The organism is Streptococcus oralis subsp. dentisani, from assembly GCF_002096615.1.
Classification (GTDB): domain Bacteria; phylum Bacillota; class Bacilli; order Lactobacillales; family Streptococcaceae; genus Streptococcus; species Streptococcus oralis_U.
The window spans coordinates 11,531-29,870 of the sequence record NZ_NCUX01000029.1 but is presented as its reverse complement, the minus strand read 5'-3'; the positions used below and the strand labels follow the sequence as shown (position 1 = coordinate 29,870).

Below are 18,340 nucleotides of genomic sequence, written 5' to 3'. Positions count from 1 at the left end.
CTAATATTAACTTACTAGCTTTGGTTGAGACAGTATCATTGAAGTACACTATTGATTATATCATTTTTGAACTCTATTGAAAAGCCAAATTTTCCCCAATAGAACTTACTGAAATACGTCCAATTCTTTTATTATTATAAATTATATAAAGCTTCACAAACTAGTTCGTTCATTCTTCCATTTGTAACAAGAGCAAAACATGCATTTTGTCTATATTCTAAACACATTTTTGGAAAACTAGTCACCTTTTAATGAAGAAGTTTAGGTAACTAAACAATTTATTATTCAAAATAACTCTGATGAGGATAATCCGATTTACTAAGTCTATTCGTGAATTATAGAAAACATCTATGTATTGGAGAATGTAAGCGTATTAGTTTTGAAGCCTTTATGCTTAATACTGATTGTTGTATAAAATGATTCAAAACTGCTATTACCGTGTGGAAAGTCTTTATCATCATTTGAATGTTGAATACGATGACTCACTAGCAAATTGTCCAAAATAGACTTTTTCTTCAATCTGAAATAACTGCTAAGTTATTCTCGTCTATTTTAATTTTGTATTAGCTAAATCTACTGCAATATTTTTGAATCCTGAATTATTGGTATCAACAAGTTGTAGCACTATTTATTTGATTTGAAGAGCAAGCAGTGATTTCACAGTTGATTTAAGATGATAAAATGTAACAATATAATTTGACAGCGGTTACAAAATTTTGTAATATCTATAATATAAGAAGATGTGTATTAATTCAGGGAGGAATCTAGGATGCAATTATTAATTGAACTGCAAAAAATTGATCAGTTTATCTTGCCAGTAAACTATAATTACCTTCTTCAATCGATGATTTATAATTTATTGAAAAATAAGGAAGACTTATCTGCGCAACTTCATGAGAGGGGCTATCAGTTAGAGGATAAACATTTTAAGTTGTTTACATTTTCATTGTTGCAAGGTCAATATAAAATGCGAGGAAAACAAATAGAGTTTCTTGATAAGGTGCGTTTTGAAATTAGAACGATTGATCAATCCATTTTATTCACTATTGCAGAGGCTTTGTCAAATCTAGATGAATTGCGAATTGGTCGAAACCTTGTAAAAATTTTAAATGTAAAAATTGAACAGAAGAAATTAACGGGGACTTCTTATAAGATTCGGATGATTTCTCCCTTGGTGGTTCGTTCTACAGATGCTGACACCAAAAAAACATTGTATTACAATCCGTTTGATACGGAATTTAAGAACAGAATCATGGAGAATTTTGCGAGGAAATATCAAGCTTATTATCATAAAGTACCGACAGGTAGATTTGATATAGAGCCGATAAATTTTTCTTTAAAGAATAAATTTGTTACCAAATACAAAGACTATCTCATAACGGGTTGGAAAGGAGAATTTGAGATAAGAGGAGATGCGGAGGTATTGGATTTCCTCTATCAAGTTGGGCTTGGTGAGAAGAATTCGATGGGATTCGGAATGTTTGTAATTAAAGAATAGGAGGATAAAATGGATATGGAATTTAGGAATTGTAAGTTAGAACTTGACTTAAAATGTCATGCGCCAATCATTCATTTCCAGCCTAGTACGAATGCTAAAGGGGCTACTCTTAGAGCTAGTGAAGTGAAGCCGAAATTTGATAAATATCTTTGGACGAAGGAACCAGAGGAACTTGCAACCTATGAACTGTTACCTTATAAGATGAAGTTTATAGAAAAAAAGAAAGAGGTGATAGATGAAAAAGTTGCAGATGAATATGTTGATATCCCTCTCTATTATGCTAAGGACCAAAAAAGAATGGTCATAACTAATCCAAGAATAGTCATTACTTGTTTTGATCCTATTCTTCAGAAATTGATAGTTAAGCATATCAAAAACTTTTTCATAGTGACAAATTTTGGAGCTGCCCAAGGAAAAGGATATGGTAATTTCACAATTGATTCTGAGAAAAATGATCAGGTTGAGCAAGAAAATATTGAAAAAATCTTAATGGAAGAGTTTGGCTTAAAAACATTATATAAGATAGATTGTAATAAGCTAGTTGGAAAGTTAGCTAAGTTTGAAGCAATAAAAAAGATTTTTAGGATTATTGAAAACTTCTATAAGATTATTAAAGGAGGGATTAATCATAAGGAATATATAAAAGGTTTTTTGTTTATACATATGAATGAGAAGGGAATAAAAAATGAAAAAGCTGTTTTAAAAACAGAAATAATAGATCATCCATACGCTTCAAATCAAAACAAAGTAAAACAGGAACCCAAAATTAATAGCCATAAAGAGTGTTACGTTAGAGCATTGCTTGGTCTATCTTCTTCCTTTGCTTTTAAGGATCAAAGAAGGCAAAAAGGTGGTGCAGTTGATGTGAATATTAAAATTTCACATGCTGATGAAACTATCGAACGTTTCCCTTCTCCTTTAACGTTTAAGGTTATTAATAAGATTATTTATATTATTCCTAAACAAATTGACGAGCAGATATGGAACCAAAAATTTATTTTCACTTATGAACTTGGTAAGGATGTGAAGAATAGTAACGGTATCGATCCGAAAGTTAAATCAGAGGAACTAGAATTATACACTCCAGATTCAAATGAATTTTGTTTAGAAGATTTTTTAGAAGAGGCCGTTAGTTATTATAATAAAGAAGTGAATAAAATCAAAGGTCCACAAATAGTTAAATACCACCCCAAAGGAGATGAATAAATGAAATATGTAGGTATAACAATCGGTCCGATTTTTAAAACCATTGGAGAGGCGATCTCTCCGGCAGGTTTGTGGTTTGGCAGTTATTTTTTCTCAACGGTAACAAAGACGCTCTGTGAAAAACTTGTTGGGATTCCAAATGTCAAGATTTTTTCACCGTTTTATGACTCTAATAGTAATCAAAATCCACAAGAAGATGGTATTGGTCGTTACCATGATCGGATTTTATTTTCAATTGATGATAATACAGTAACTGAGGAAAAATTACAGAAGATAATTTCAGCGGTGAAGAAGGAAATGGCTGAGAAATTTGGAAAGTTTAATTCAGGGCAGATTGAGAATTTTATTAACAATTATCTGAGAATTGATTTTGTTCTTCTTAATGAAGGAACTATAAACGAAATTATAGGAAAAAGTGGAAAATCTGGAAATAACATAGCTATAATACTGAATGATGCTTTGGATGCGCTGGAGCTGATGGCAGCGGGTAAGGGAAGAACAGATATGAACTTATTTGCTTCGTTCTTTGCAGGCAAGAAAGGCAATCGGAATATCTATATTAAAGAAAGTAAGCTATTTACAGATACCAAACCAAATAGTCAGTTGTTTATAAAACATCCAGATGATAGTTCCGATTTAAAATCAATTGAAGACATTGCTCTATCTCGAAAGAAAGAGGAAAACTCCTCTGAAGAGATTCCTGATGGTGAGGTAGCACCGACCAGAAGCGAATACTATGCAGTCGTTAATTCAGATGGAGATAAGGTCGGAACTCTTTTGAAAGCTTTATGTAGATATGTAGATATTTCTGAACAATCTGAGAGGATAAATAGTTTTTCGAAGGCTTGTTTAGACTATGCTGGTGAAGCGGCTAAGCTTGTCGGAGATTATGGCGGGATGACTATTTATGCTGGTGGGGATGATTTACTGTTTATCGCTCCTGTTCACTCTATTTTTTCCTTATGTAGTGAATTGGACGAAATGTTCAAAAAAACATTGAAAATATGTAGTGAATTGGACGAAATGTTCAAAAAAACATTGAAAAAAGGTCTGGAAGAAGTAAATCTGCCAGATGAAAGCATCAATGTCAGCTTGTCTTTTGGTGTTGCTGTTCAGTATGTCAAATATCCTCTATATGAAGCGCTGGAAAGAGCTAGAGTTCAACTTTATAAGGCTAAAGAGAGTTGTGGTAAACGTCTGAATGGTAGTAAAATCAGTGGAGGTAATCGTCTAGGGATAGAGTTGGTAAAACACAGCGGAAAAACAGTTCAATTGATGGTAGAAAACGATAAGTTAGAGATGATTGATAATCTAATAAACTATCGAGCAACTACGAACGATCAAGCACTGGAATCGGTCCTCTATAATCTACAGGATACAGAAATTATTTTTAAGTTGTTATTTGAGAAGACCGCACAGAATGTATTTGACTTTCAAGAATATAAAATGAGGTTTCTGAATAACTTTAACAATCCAAACCAGTTGTCTTATCATAGTTATCTTGACGAAATAGCTAAATGTTTCTATGACAACTATTTGAAAGAGTATCATAAGCCAGATACGAAAGTAAAGGTTGATGGGGTTTGTACAAAACGAAACATAAGTATAGGGGAATTCTATACTAAAGAGTTACAGGCTATTTTATTTTTGGTGAAGTTTTGGCAGGGAGGCAAGTGATGACAGAATATCTTGTGACTTTTAAACCGCTGGGAGATTATTCTTTTGGTTCAGACAGACGCTTTAGCTTTGTCGGTAAAAATAACTATTCGGAGGATGAATACGCTCCTTATTTTATCCGCACTAATCGCGTTCCTGAACAGTCCACAGTCTTTGGGATGATACGCTATCTTATCTTAGTCAGCAATGGGATTGATCTGAAGCAGGATTTTCAGTATGATGAGAATACGCGAGATAAAATCAAAGCTCTAATCGGAGAGAAGAGCTTTTCTCTAAATGGAGGTGTACAAAGTTTCGGAAAATTAGAAAAAATCTCTCCAATCTTTTTGCGTAAAAATAGTAAGGAAGTCGTCATACCAAATCCTTTTAACAACAAGCAGGGGAGAGAGGGGATTGCTCAGTTTGAACCAATGATACTAGAGGAAGAAATTACACTGCCAACTAGTTTTGGTGAAATCGCTCTGCCTAAATCTAAGGAATATAATCCTAAAGAAGGGCATGGGGATGGCTATTACAATATTAACACAGGTCGTTTAGAGACAACCGAAGACATATTTAGAACTAAGGTAGCGACTGGTGTAAGGCGTGTTACGCAGAATGATCTGGGGAAACTGAGGCAAAATCTTCGAGAATTGTGTAAGTCGTTTGTGAATGAAGATATGAAACAGGAAGTTTCTAATTTAGATAGGAATAGCAATCTTAGTTTAACCGAGTTTATAGATGATTTTATGGATTGGTTAGAAAAGCACAACAAAAAGAAAAAAAATAACTTTCAAGAAGAATTAGAAAAACTAATCAAAAATTTTGATGCTGACCGTCTATTTAAGCGAGAGGTACATCAGCTACAGAAAGACTATGAATTTGCTGTCTATGTAAAGGTTAAGGATGGTATCATATTAAAAGATGGTATCGTTCCTATGGGGCAGAAAGGTACCCTCTTCAAGGTTTCTGTAGAAGAATCGGAAAATAATTTAGAAAGTGAAATCACAGAGCATTTCCAGAAGCATACTCGACAAGGTCAGACTTGGCAATACTGCTTATCAGATGTGTGCCTGGTAGATGATGTTCAAAGCTTTGCAATTTTAGAGGAAAAATTAGTTCGCCAGCTTTACACAGACCTTAGTGAAAATCGTCTAAAAGGACTTGATTTACAAGGAACTAGCCTTCTTTATAAGGCAGGGAGTGTCTTTTATGGTGATGATGCTATTTCATTAAAAATCGGTTTAGAGTCAGCAGGCTATAATACTATTTATAAGATTACAGGAAGTAAGGAGTAAAAAATGAAAGCAAAAATTTTTGTCATTGAATGTTTAACAAATTTGCATGTTGGCAATGGAGATGTTAATTTTAACATCATTGATAACGAAGTGGAGCGAGATGTTGTGACGGGATTCCCGACGATTAACTCCTCAGGTGTTAAAGGTGCTCTGAGGGCCTTCTTTGAAGAAAATAAGTTATCGAATATTAATGAAATATTCGGTTCGGAAAATAGTAAGGTTACTACTTCAGGAGCATTAAAATTTCTTAGCGCGAATCTACTAGCTCTGCCAATTCGTTCGATAAGTGGCGATGATAAACCCTATTCAATACATGCTCCGAAAACAGCCTGTGAAGATTTCAAGCAAATGCTTAAAAATTTTCAATTAGAAGATGTTTCAATAGAAGATATAAAGGGCGGAGATGAGGAGATAACTCTGGACGTAGATAATTCTTGCTACGAAAAATATGGTTTACCAGTAATTGCTCGGAATAGTGTCGGAGAACAAACTAATTTGTGGTATGAGGAGGTTGTGCCCCACAAATCGATTTTCTATTTTGCGGTGGTGGCATCAACCAGTGAGGCAGATGAGCTTTTAGATGTGTTTACAGAGTCGGTGAGAGAAAAAATCATCCAGTTTGGTGCAAATGCTTCCGTAGGTTATGGACTTTGCAAGGTTATTAAAGTGATTTCAGGAAATAAATAAGGAGCAAACAATGGATAAGAACAGAATAAATCAATTGCTTCCTATTGCTGTTGAGGTGATTAAAAAAGAGCTTACGGAACCAATTCCAAATGAGTTTCGAGGATATATCGCTTCTTTTGGAGCGGCAGTTACTATGGGAAGCCTCCCAGCGGCTGTTGCCTACTATTCGGCTGCATCAAAAAATGCCAAAGAAGATCGTACCAAGCTACCTGTTATGATTTTGGAAGTATTGAAGAAAGAAAACACAGCTATTACGGCCACCACCTTGTTTGAGTATGTGACATCGTTCAGAAATGATAATGAGAGTTTCGCTATTAAAGAGGATGTATTGCATGCAGCCATTGCGATCAAACTAGGGTTAAACTTGTTTGAAATTGAGTCAAAAGATCAAAAAGTCAAGGAAGACGAGAAAAATGGAGGGTAAGGATGATGTTTAATTCAAAAAACATGTCTTATATCTACTATCATGAATATTTTGAAGGATTAGAGGAGCGGAAGGAACCATCAGGTCTAGTTTATGAACTGGGTGGATCACCATCTAGTGAGGAGCAATTTCGTGATAGAAATATGGCTTTGCAGGATTTTAAATTTGACCTTTCTCTATCACCTCTGGAGCATTTGAAAAATGCTTCAAAAGGTGTAGCAAGTTTCCAAACCTTTTCTTTGGAAACTATTTATCCTGGCCTCATGATAGGAACTGGCAATCCCCATGATTTGAAATCAAAGGGTTCTATTTATTCTGGCTTTTCTTTTGATTATGTAACGGGACTACCCTATATACCTGGCTCCTCTGTCAAAGGAGTACTGAAAAGCGTCTTTCCTAGGAAAGAAGATGCCAAAGATGATATTAATCAGCAAAAGATGGAGTATATTAAGTCACTTCTTAAACCAGAACTATCTGATGAAGAAGTTTATGGCTTGAAAGATAATATTTTCGAAGATAATGATGTCTTTTTAGATGCTTATCCAACTTCTAAAAATAAAACGAAGCAACGGTGTTTAGCGTTGGAATTCATTACACCTCATAGTGACATTATCAAGAGTCCTATTCCAATCAACTGTCTGAAGGTTAAGCCTGGAATCTCTTTTGAATTTGGCTTTTATCTGAATGAGTGTCAGCTTTCAGATGGAGTTCAAATTACGGTTAAAGAAAAAATAGAGTTATTTAAAACTATCTTGACTGATGTAGGCATTGGCGCCAAAACGAATGTTGGTTTCGGACAGTTAGAGTAGCAGAAGGGTATTTACAAATCGTATCTGAGGGAGTCGCGCAACTCAGATAGCTCGAAAGGGTATAGAGGAGTTTGTTCATATTAAGGAGCCTGAATATAAGAACGTATTTACAAAGAGCTTAGAAACAAGTGAAGTTAGCTATCGTACAGGAGTTCAATCTTAGTTGGCAAGAGCGCTAGGACAAAAAAGATCGACCGACTTTTTCATTGAAATCTTGAAAAAAGCCCTATTTTTTGATACAATCAATCTAGAAACAGCGAAAATGCTGTTGTTGTTATACCTTACCTATAAGGAATTGAGACTTATTTCATCATGAAATTCGATACAATTCGGATTGATAGTGCTTAGAATGTTATACCTTACCTATAAGGAATTGAGACTTTTCCTTAACGTAAGCCTTATGGTATTCAACTTCCAGCTGTTTTTGTTCTACCTTACCTATAAGGAATTGAGACGCGTTGAATGCTGCTGCAAAGGCTTGTGCATTCTTGTTACGTTGAGTATTCTACCTTACCTAAAAGGAATTGAGACTTGCCACTTTGAGTGATGTTAGCGCCAGTAGTGATTTTCGCTCCGGTTATACCTTACCTATAAGGAATTGAGACTCTTTGATGATTGGACGGATCTTATCTTCTTTGATCTTGTTCTTGTCGTTATACCTTACCTATAAGGAATTGAGACTTCCATTTGTGGAATAACTTTCTCAGCCACCCAAGGGTTTACTTCCGTTATACCTTACCTATAAGGAATTGAGTTGCTCACTCTCTGTCTCCTTTGTGATATAATAGGTAATACCTTACCTATAGGGAATTGAGACGTTAGAGTCCCAAGATATTTACTAGCACCTTCTCGGAATAGTAATACCTTACCTATAAGGAATTGAGACCTTCTTCGGCTTAGGGATTTCGATGTTTTCTTTCGGAACCCGTAATACCTTACCTAAAAGGAATTGAGACTCAACGTTTTGAACTTTAAATGGTTTGTTGAAGAAATCGTAGTCGAGTAATACCTTACCTATAAGGAATTGAGACTATCCATTATCAGGATTTTCATATACTTCACATCCATATACACGTAATACCTTACCTATAAGGAATTGAGACTTTTTTCTGATAAATTCCAATGAGTGTAAATAGCAATACTACGTAATACCTTACCTATAAGGAATTGAGGCCGTCAATTCTGATTTGACTGCAATTCGTTCTTCCATTGGAACGTAATACCTTACCTATAAGGAATTGAGACTTTATTTAGAATACCTTGAAGATATTCTAGCTCCTCTTGATCGTTATACCTTACCTATAAGGAATTGGTTGCTTCAACTGAAAAAACTTGCGAGAGCAAGTTTTTTGTGGTATATTGGAAGTGCTTTCATGTTGAATGTCTTTATCGGAGGTTGTTTATGTCTGAGAGTCAATCTGTATATAGTCACCATATCTTTGTTTTGCCCTTTGCGGCCAAGGGGCTGGAGTCTTTTCCGAAGTCTTCCAATTGGAAGAAACTCAGCCAAGATGCCAATGAACTCCCCTATCTGAACGTAGAAGATGGTGAAAAAAGCGAGCGATTAAAGTACGCTTATCGCCGATATTTTAATAAAGAAGCAGAGGAGCTGATTTTCCGCAATCCTGAGCTAGTCACAAACTATGCTTATACTGGCTTAGAAAAAGGTGATGTGTATCGGATTTCTTATTATAATCAAATTAACAAACTTGAGTGTTATGACCTGACGCTTGACTATATCATGCTTCGTTATTTACCAAATTTAGAAGCAGGTTTCCTGATTTTCTCAATGGAAAATCGTCTCTATGATAAATTGGAAGATATTAAAAACATCAACCAGTATGGTCGTCATCTCTATGCTCCTTTTTTGACTCCATTGCTGTGTGATTTAGTCTCACCTAATAATATTGAGCTGATTAAGAGCGAAAAAATTGATGAGGCTCCACAGCCATCTGGCTTAATTTCTTCATATGGGATCATGTCGGCTCCGAAAGAAATCTTACAGGATTTCTTTGGCTTGCCTGAGGAAGCGATATTCCCAGAGGATATCTCGCAGTTTGAGTCTAAGCCTCATCTGGAGATCATCATTGATGACCGCATGTATGTGGTGAGCTACATGATGGTTCCTGATGTAAAGGACTTGATTTATAAAACGGCGAATTGGGCGAATTTTGATGATTCGGATCAAAGTTTAGAAAAGATGAAGCTTCTTTTTAGTATTTTATACGTTGATAAGGGAGATTCAACATGTCTGAGTCGAGATATGCTGAAGGCAGAGCTGGAAAAGCTTCTCTATACGAGGTGGTCAGCTGAGGGAAGCCTTTATATGGCCAGCCAGCATTCCATGATTTTTATGAGTGGTTCTGTTTTTCCTGAATTTTTCCTAAAAGGTTACTTTTTGTCGGAATATCTGGACTTGGCTTTGATTACGCTCAGCCAGAGGATTGGTATTCTGAAGTATTCTAAGGATGCGGGGGATAGGGTCAATGCTAGAGTTTCTGATAAACTAAAGCTGCAGAAGGCTTACACGACCTTTAAAAATCAATACCTGCTTCCGGAACTTTGCCCGCAGGAGCAGGCGATTGAAATCTACGAATTGCTGCAAACCTCACTCTATATCGAGAAGCATATCAATCTCCTAGATAGTCAAATCAGAGAACTGCATGATATCAGCCAGACGGAAGCAAGTAATAAATTGAATGACAGAGTATTAGTACTAACCGTTTTAAGTATTGCATTAGCAATCATTCCGAATATCAAAGAACTGCAGGAACACTGTCTGACGATTTGCAATCTGAGCCTGACGTATTCATCTTGGCTTACTTTGCTTATTCCTCTTTTGACAATTGCTTTTATCTATTTCAAAAAGCGAAAATAAATGTAGATTATCTTGACATACGATCTTCATCACAAGCGCGTGCCTAAGATTTTGCAATCTTGAAAAAAGCCCTGTTTTTTGATAAAATCAATATAGAAACAGCGATATTACTGTTGTTATACCTTACCTATAAGGAATTGAGACTTTCCGTCACGTGCCATGATAATATCTTTCAAAGCTGGAAGATATTAGGTTATACCTTACCTATAAGGAATTGAGAACCAATACTGAATACTGGGAAGTTAGTTGGGTCTTCTGATTTAGGGTTCTACCTTACCTATAAGGAATTGAGACTGTTTGCCATCGAAAAGACGAGTGTAATCAATTACAATTGAGTCACCTTTCGTTCTACCTTACCTATAAGGAATTGAGACGATGCTATATGTATTGAGTAATTTCCAGTTTTACCTTTAGTTATACCTTACCTATAAGGAATTGAGACACCCAAGCGTCTATCAACGCAGCAACATTATCGATTTTTTGTAATACCTTACCTATAAGGAATTGAGACGTTTCAAACTTAGGAATGTTGTTTACTACAGTTATAGTTACTTCGTTATACCTTACCTATAAGGAATTGAGACTTTTCTTTGTTAGAGCGTACCAACTCTTTAATACGGTTTACAACGTAATACCTTACCTATAAGGAATTGAGACACTGTCTTTCATTTTAATTATGTGGATTTTGATGGTTTTTAAGTTCTAGATTACCTATAAAATATTGTCCGTGTGTCTTTGTCTGTCTCCAAGGCACCAAAAAAGCGAGCAAATTCTTGTCTGCTGGGAAGCCTGAGAATTTGTTCGCTTTTTGTTTTGTAAAAATTATCAAGAAAAACTCTCTTAGTAGGAGAGTTTTTTCCGTGTTTCAACCATGATAGTATAGAGTTTAAGTTAGATGGCTGGTCAGTTTTTTGTTACTTCGTGATAGTGTTGCGAATATTTATTGGTCTATTGGGTTAAATTAAAAACATTCTGTTCTATTTCATTTACCGAAAAAGAACAGCTATCCAGCAGCCACTCCTACTGTACTAGTCCTTTTTTAGCTTATCTATGGTATAATAGAAGATAGATTTATCAATTGGAGTATGAAGGATTTTATGATTAAACTTGTAGCAACCGATATGGATGGAACCTTTCTAGATGGAGAGGGGCGGTTTGATATGGAACGCCTCAAAAACTTGCTTGTTTCCTACAAGGAAAAGGGGATTTATTTTGCAGTGGCTTCGGGTCGCGGTATCTTGTCGCTGAAAAAGCTATTTGCGGATGTGCGTGATGAAATGATTTTTATAGCTGAAAATGGGAGTTATGTTGAGTTTCATGGAGAGGATATGTACGAGGCTACTATGTCTCGGGACTTTTACTTGAGCACTTTTGAAGCTTTAAAGAAATCTCCTTATTTTGATGAAAGAAAAATGCTACTGACTGGGAAAAAAGCTTGTTACGTATTAGACACAGTGGATGAGACCTATCTGATGTTTAGTCGTCACTACAATGAAAACATTCAAAAAGTAGCGAGTTTGGAAGATATCACGGATGAGATTTTTAAATTCACCACCAACTTCACAGAAGAAACGATAGAAGTTGGTGAGGCCTGGGTCAACGAAAATGTTCCTGGTGTGAAAGCCATGACAACTGGTTTTGAATCCATTGATATTGTCTTGGACTATGTTGATAAGGGTGTAGCTATTGTTGAGCTGGCAAAAAAACTGGGTCTGACCATGGATCAGGTTATGGCTTTTGGCGATAATCTCAATGACCTTCACATGATGCAGGTAGTGGGGCACCCCATCGCTCCTGAAAATGCGCGACCAGAAATTTTAGAATTAGCAGAAGCAGTGATTGGCCACCATAAGGACCAATCAGTGATGGCTTATATGGAGGGTTTGTAATGGCAGATATTAAATTGATTGCACTGGATTTGGACGGTACTTTGCTGACAACGGATAAAAAGCTGACAGATCGTACCAAGGCGGTCCTCAAAGCTGCGCGTGACCGTGACATCAAGGTCGTTCTGACAACGGGACGTCCTCTGAAGGCTATGGATTTCTTTCTCCATGAGCTAGGGACTGATGGTCAGGAGGATGAGTACACCATCACCTTTAATGGAGGGCTTGTTCAGAAAAATACAGGAGAGATTCTCGATAAAACAGTCTTTTCAATCGATGATGTGACACGATTGTACGAGGAAACTGAAAAACTAGGTTTGCCGTTAGATGCCATTTCAGAAGGAACAGTCTATCAAATCCAGTCGGACCAAGAAAGTCTCTATGCTAAGTTTAATCCAGCTCTGACTTTCGTGCCAGTCGCTTTTGAAGAGCTATCTAGTCAGATAACTTATAATAAATGCGTGACCGCCTTTGCCCAAGAACCCTTGGATGCAGCGATTCAACAGATTTCTCCAGATTTGTTTGACCAATATGAAATCTTCAAATCGCGTGAAATGCTATTGGAATGGTCACCGAAAAACGTCCACAAGGCAACAGGTTTAGCGAAATTAATTAAACACTTGGGAATCGACCAAAGCCAAGTCATGGCTTGTGGGGACGAGGCCAATGACCTTTCTATGATTGAGTGGGCAGGTCTGGGAGTTGCCATGCAAAATGCAGTTCCTGCGGTTAAGGCAGTTGCCAATGTCATTACGCCGATGACCAACGACGAAGAAGCCGTTTCCTGGGCTATCAAAGAATACGTGTTAAAGGAGGACTAGAATATGGGATTATTTGACCGTCTATTCGGAAAAAAAGAAGAGCCAAAAATTGAAGATGTTGTAAAAGAAGCTCTGGAAAATCTTGATTTGTCAGAAGAGGTTGAAGAAAATCAAACGGCTGTCGAAGAAACAAGTCAGGAAGAGACAGGAAGGGAAAAAGGCGAAGAAACTCCTCAGGTGTCTACAGAAGAAGTGATTGAACCAGAGCAAAGCCAAGAGCCTGAAGAAGTTTTAGAAGAAGAGAGCCAAGAATCTCTAGAGACTGGAGAAGAGCTAGCTTTTGAAGCAGTAGAAGAAGAATATCCTCGAGTTGAAGAAACCGTTCAGGAAAAATATGACCGCAGTCTCAAGAAAACGCGGACGGGATTCGGAGCACGCTTGAATGCCTTCTTTGCTAACTTCCGTTCTGTCGATGAAGACTTTTTCGAAGAATTGGAAGAACTGCTCATCATGAGTGACGTTGGTGTGCAGGTCGCTTCGAACTTAACAGAAGAGCTTCGCTATGAAGCCAAATTAGAAAATGCTAAGAAACCTGACGCGCTTCGCCGTGTCATTATCGAGAAATTGGTCGAACTATATGAGAAGGACGGCAATTACGATGAACAAATCCATTTCCAAGATGGCTTGACAGTTATGCTCTTTGTTGGTGTTAACGGTGTTGGAAAGACGACCTCTATTGGGAAATTAGCTCATCGTTACAAACAAGCTGGCAAGAAAGTCATGTTGGTTGCGGCAGATACCTTCCGTGCGGGTGCTGTGGCCCAGCTAGCTGAATGGGGTCGACGTGTGGATGTTCCTGTTGTGACGGGGCCTGAAAAGGCTGATCCAGCAAGTGTGGTCTTTGATGGCATGGAACGTGCTGTAGCAGAAGGAATTGATATTCTCATGATTGATACAGCAGGTCGTTTGCAAAACAAGGACAACCTTATGGCCGAGTTGGAAAAGATTGGTCGCATTATCAAGCGTGTCGTTCCTGAAGCACCTCATGAAACTTTCCTGGCACTCGATGCTTCAACTGGACAGAATGCCTTGGTACAAGCTAAGGAATTTTCGAAAATTACCCCTGTTACCGGTATTGTATTGACTAAGATAGATGGAACTGCCCGTGGTGGTGTTGTTCTGGCTATCCGCGAAGAACTTAATATACCTGTAAAATTGATTGGTTTCGGTGAAAAAATCGATGATATTGGGGAATTTAACTCAGAAAACTTTATGAAAGGTCTCTTAGAAGGCTTGATTTAATACAAAATAAATATCCTGCAAGTCGATCTTGCAGGATATTTTTGCTATTCTAAACGGCCATCTTCACGATAGGCGATATCTGGTTGCCAGGTCCATTTGGCTCCATACTTCTCAAGTAAGTCAAAGCTAGCTTGAGGTCCCATACTTCCTGCTTTATAGTCATGAAGTGGGGCACCGTTTTCAGCCCAGAGCTCTTCGATACGGTCAATCAATTTCCAAGAAGCACTTACCTCATCCCAGTGGCTAAAATTGGTTGAGTTGTTGTTCAAGACATCGTAGATTAATTTCTCGTATGGATCTGGTGAGGCTCCAGTAGCAGTAGCATCTGTACGGTAATCCAGAGAACTTGGTGCTAGGTTAAATTCTTCACCGACTTGCTTCCCATTGAGGCTGAGAGAGAATCCTTCAGTTGGTTGGATATAGATTGTCAAAATGTTTGGAGCAAGTGGTTCTCCAAAGATAGACTCCATTTGCTTAAAGACGATATTGACATGAGTCCCTTTTTCGGTCAGGCGTTTCCCTGTACGGAAGAAGAAAGGTACACCACGGAAGCGATCGCTGTCTACAAAGAAGGCGCCAGATGCAAAGGTTTCTGTTGTAGATTCAGGATCGACGTTTGGCTCGCTACGATAGGAAATGTATTTCATGCCATCGATTTTACCAGAGCGGTACTGACCACGGATAAACTGTTCTTTCAATTCTTCCTCAGTTGGATGATAGAGGTTTTTAAAGACCTTAATTTTTTCAGCGCGAATTTCATCTTTTGTAAAGCTAGCTGGTTTGTCCATGGCTAGAAGAGAGAGGAGTTGGAGAGTATGGTTTTGCACCATATCACGAAGGGCGCCAGATTCATCATAGTAGCCACCACGTTCCTCAACTCCTAAGCGCTCAGCAAAGGTAATTTGAACATTATCGATATGTTCACGGTTCCAAACATTCTCAAAGATCATGTTGGCAAAACGAACAGCAAAGATACTCTGAATCATCTCTTTACCCAGGTAATGGTCAATACGGTAGATTTGCTCCTCATCAAAGGCCGCAAGGAGATCTTCATTGAGTTTGCTAGCTGTTTCGTAGTCTGTACCAAATGGTTTCTCAACGATCAAGCGCTCAAAACCTTTGCCATCTACAATGTTTTCAGATTTGAGGTGCTTGGCAATGGTCCCAAAGAACTGAGGCGCCATAGACAAGAAGAAGAGCTTGTTGTGGTCCGCTTGGTATTTCTCATCAAGCTCAGCTTGTAATTGACGTAAAGCAATGTAATGTTCCGTATCATTCACATCATGGCTTTGATAGTAGAAGTGGCTAGCAAATTCTTGGGCTTGCTCGGTACTATCTGCCAAATCAAGGATGGACTCGACAACTACAGATTCAAAATATTCCTTACTCCAAGGTCTACGGGCTGTTCCGATAACTGCAAAATGCTCAGAAAGATTGCCTGATTTATAGAGTCTGAAAAGGGAAGGGTAGAGTTTGCGTTTAGCTAAGTCTCCACTCGCACCGAAAATTGTAACAATAACCTTTGATGACATCTAGCTACCTAATTTCTATATTTTTTCCTAGTTGGACTAGGGATGAGATTTTCTCATTGTCATAGCTTTTATTTTATCATAATTTTCAAAAAAATCAAAAAATCCAATACGCAATTAAAAAACTGTAAGGAGAACCTTACAGTTTTGTTTTATACATTTAAGACCTTGTCCAAGAACTCTTTTAGACGAGGGTGTTGCGGGTTGTCAAAGATTTGATCTGGAGTTCCATCTTCAAGGAATTCACCATCAGCCGTAAAGATAACACGGTTGGCCACCTGACGAGCAAATCCCATCTCGTGGGTTACGATGATCATAGTCATGCCTTGCTCTGCCAATTCCTTCATAACGTTTAGTACATCTCCAACCATTTCAGGGTCCAGAGCGGAAGTTGGCTCATCAAAGAGCATGATATCAGGATTCATGGCAAGTCCACGAGCGATAGCTACACGCTGTTTCTGACCGCCTGAAAGGCTATCCGGGTTGGCATTAGTCTTGTCTGCAAGACCGACTTTCTCCAGCAACTCCATCCCCAATTTTTCAGCTTCTTCTTTGGTCATCCGTTTGTGTTCAATAGGTGCAAAAGTGATATTTTCTAGGACGGACATGTGAGGAAAGAGGTTGAAGTGTTGGAAAACCATTCCGACGTTTTCGCGAACATGGTCGACATTGGTTGACTTTTCAGTCAAATCATAACCATTCACTGTGATGTGGCCACTCGTTACCTCCTCGAGAAGGTTAAGGCTGCGAAGGAAAGTGGATTTCCCAGAACCTGAAGGACCGATAATACAGACAACATCTCCTTCATAGAACTTAGTAGTAATGCCTTTTAAAACTTCATTTTTTCCATAATACTTATGCAAATCATTTACATCAATTTTAAGTTTTGCCATTAACGAATCCTCTTTTCTAAGCGTTTCGCTAGTCTAGTCAAAAGCGTGATAATTACAAGATAGAAGATAGCAAGGATTGCATACATCTTGAAACTTTGGTAGTTACGGGCGATGATGATCTTACCAGTTTGGAAAAGTTCAACCAGACCGATAGCAGATACGATGGTTGTATCTTTAAGGGCGATAACGAATTGGTTGACGAAGTTTGGCAACATCAATTTAGTCGCTTGTGGCAAGATAATCTTACGCATGGTTTTTCCATAAGAGATACCTAAGCTTCGGCTGGCCTCCATTTGTCCAACTGGAACGGCTTGGATCCCACCACGAACGATTTCAGCGATATAAGCAGCAGCATTGAGTGAGAGGGCTATGGTACCAGCTACAAAGTCGTTAATCGGACTTTGTTGACCTGTGATAGACTCGATAAAGTTTGGAATACCCCAGAAGATGAAGGCAGCAAGAATCATCAAGGGAATACCACGGATAACGTCAACGAAAATCTCAGAGATCAGACGAAGAGATTTGTATGGGCTAACGCTAAACATACCAAAGATAATCCCAATTACAATGGCAATCGCAAACGAGATAAGGGCTAAGGCAAGAGTGATTCCAAGTCCACTAAGTAGTTGTTTGTAGTTGTTTTGAAGCAAGCCCCAGATGGTCGTTTCGTCAACTGTACTTGTAGAAGTAGTTGTTGCTCCGCTAGCTAGATACTTGTCGAGAATCTTTTGGAATTCTCCGTTAGCTTTGAGGTTGGCAAGCCCCTTATTGAACATCTGGATCAATTCTGGGTTTGTTCCTTTTTTAACAGCAAAGGCTGTTTCACCGATTGGAGTTCCAGCGATTGGCGTTTTCAATTTTTGCCCTTGGCTGATAGAATATTTGAGAACGGGCTCATCATCCATCACGGCATCAATAGCTCCAGTGTTGAGACTGTCATACATAGATGAGCCATCTGAAAAAGTTTTAATCTTGTAGCCGTATTTGCTTTGGTTTTCAGTAAGGAACGTTTGAGAAGCAGTTCCGTTTTTTACACCAACTGTCTTATCCTTGAGATCTTCATAAGAAGCAATGGTACTGGATTCTTTTACACCGAGAATCGTATTAGCAGTGTAGTAAGAATCAGAGAAATCAAATGTAGCTTTACGAGCATCTGTAACAGACATACCAGCGATGATACCGTCTGCTTGTCCGGCCTGAACAGCACTGATCGCTGCATCAAATCCTGGGTTAGTAATCTCAATTTCGAAACCTTGATCTTTGGCAATAGCTTTAATCAAGTCCATATCAATACCAGTATACTCGTTGTTTGAATTTTGAAATACAAAAGGTGCAAAAGATGAATCACTTGCAATAATATACTTTGATTTAACAGTGTCAGCTTTTGCTATTCCTAGTGAGAAAATGGGAAATAAAATGAGCAAACATGCTAGGATTTTTTTCTTCATTTTTAGTCTCCTTTCTGAATATTTTTTAATTATAACAGAAAAAAAGCCAGAAGGCAAATTTTAAT

14 protein-coding genes and 2 CRISPR repeat arrays are annotated in these 18,340 nt (G+C 37.8%); of the genes, 11 read left to right on the top strand and 3 right to left on the bottom strand.

From position 1 onward, the window contains the following. Nucleotides 1–769 precede the first annotated feature (769 nt). From cas6 to ftsY, 11 genes are all read left to right on the top strand, one after another. Entirely contained in the window at nucleotides 770–1,498 is a 729-nt protein-coding gene (cas6, locus tag B7708_RS02835; protein ID WP_084973617.1) for a CRISPR-associated endoribonuclease Cas6, read from the top strand. A gap of 9 nt (nucleotides 1,499–1,507) precedes the next feature. Next, on the top strand, nucleotides 1,508–2,704 hold the full coding sequence (locus B7708_RS02830) for a hypothetical protein (RefSeq protein ID WP_084973615.1): 1,197 nt from the start codon (nucleotides 1,508–1,510) through the stop codon (nucleotides 2,702–2,704). Beyond that, nucleotides 2,705–4,381, top strand: a complete 1,677-nt coding sequence (cas10, locus tag B7708_RS02825; RefSeq protein WP_084973613.1) for a type III-B CRISPR-associated protein Cas10/Cmr2 — start codon at nucleotides 2,705–2,707, stop codon at nucleotides 4,379–4,381. It abuts the gene before it with no gap. Further along, on the top strand, nucleotides 4,381–5,658 hold the full coding sequence (locus tag B7708_RS02820) for a type III-B CRISPR module-associated Cmr3 family protein (RefSeq protein ID WP_084973611.1): 1,278 nt from the start codon (nucleotides 4,381–4,383) through the stop codon (nucleotides 5,656–5,658). The genes cas10 and B7708_RS02820 overlap by 1 nt, the downstream gene beginning before the upstream one ends. Before the next feature lie 3 nt (nucleotides 5,659–5,661). Beyond that, entirely contained in the window at nucleotides 5,662–6,345 is a 684-nt protein-coding gene (locus B7708_RS02815; RefSeq protein ID WP_084973609.1) for an RAMP superfamily CRISPR-associated protein, read from the top strand. 10 nt (nucleotides 6,346–6,355) lie between these two features. Next, nucleotides 6,356–6,769 (top strand): hypothetical protein, encoded by a 414-nt coding sequence (locus tag B7708_RS02810; protein ID WP_084973607.1) that lies wholly within the window; start codon nucleotides 6,356–6,358, stop codon nucleotides 6,767–6,769. A 2-nt stretch (nucleotides 6,770–6,771) separates the two neighbouring features. Then, a complete protein-coding gene (gene cmr6 / locus B7708_RS02805; protein WP_084946125.1) occupies nucleotides 6,772–7,578 on the top strand; it encodes a type III-B CRISPR module RAMP protein Cmr6 in 807 nt (268 codons plus the stop codon). Between the two features lie 277 nt (nucleotides 7,579–7,855). Next, nucleotides 7,856–8,894: a CRISPR direct-repeat array (repeat unit 25 nt; unit sequence TACCTTACCTATAAGGAATTGAGAC). A gap of 86 nt (nucleotides 8,895–8,980) precedes the next feature. Then, on the top strand, nucleotides 8,981–10,456 hold the full coding sequence (locus B7708_RS02800; protein ID WP_084946124.1) for a hypothetical protein: 1,476 nt from the start codon (nucleotides 8,981–8,983) through the stop codon (nucleotides 10,454–10,456). Between the two features lie 118 nt (nucleotides 10,457–10,574). Continuing rightward, a CRISPR array of direct repeats spans nucleotides 10,575–11,113; the repeat unit is 26 nt; unit sequence ATACCTTACCTATAAGGAATTGAGAC. A gap of 440 nt (nucleotides 11,114–11,553) precedes the next feature. Continuing rightward, on the top strand, nucleotides 11,554–12,345 hold the full coding sequence (locus tag B7708_RS02795; protein WP_084973605.1) for a Cof-type HAD-IIB family hydrolase: 792 nt from the start codon (nucleotides 11,554–11,556) through the stop codon (nucleotides 12,343–12,345). Continuing rightward, nucleotides 12,345–13,163, top strand: a complete 819-nt coding sequence (locus B7708_RS02790; protein ID WP_084973603.1) for a Cof-type HAD-IIB family hydrolase — start codon at nucleotides 12,345–12,347, stop codon at nucleotides 13,161–13,163. Before B7708_RS02795 ends, B7708_RS02790 begins: the two co-directional genes overlap by 1 nt. A gap of 3 nt (nucleotides 13,164–13,166) precedes the next feature. After that, a complete protein-coding gene (gene ftsY, locus B7708_RS02785; protein WP_084973601.1) occupies nucleotides 13,167–14,405 on the top strand; it encodes a signal recognition particle-docking protein FtsY in 1,239 nt (412 codons plus the stop codon). A gap of 44 nt (nucleotides 14,406–14,449) precedes the next feature. On the opposite strand, the gene zwf is transcribed toward ftsY, so the two are convergent. The 3 genes from zwf to B7708_RS02770 form a co-directional block, all read right to left on the bottom strand. After that, a complete protein-coding gene (gene zwf, locus B7708_RS02780; protein WP_084973599.1) occupies nucleotides 14,450–15,937 on the bottom strand; it encodes a glucose-6-phosphate dehydrogenase in 1,488 nt (495 codons plus the stop codon). A 149-nt stretch (nucleotides 15,938–16,086) separates the two neighbouring features. After that, the gene (locus B7708_RS02775; RefSeq protein WP_084973597.1) at nucleotides 16,087–16,827 is read right to left on the bottom strand and encodes an amino acid ABC transporter ATP-binding protein; all 741 of its coding nucleotides are present in this window, start codon (nucleotides 16,825–16,827) and stop codon (nucleotides 16,087–16,089) included. Beyond that, nucleotides 16,827–18,275 carry an amino acid ABC transporter substrate-binding protein/permease gene (locus B7708_RS02770; RefSeq protein WP_080641293.1) on the bottom strand — a complete coding sequence of 483 codons (1,449 nt, stop codon included), beginning with the start codon at nucleotides 18,273–18,275 and terminating at the stop codon, nucleotides 16,827–16,829. Before B7708_RS02770 ends, B7708_RS02775 begins: the two co-directional genes overlap by 1 nt. Nucleotides 18,276–18,340 lie beyond the last annotated feature (65 nt).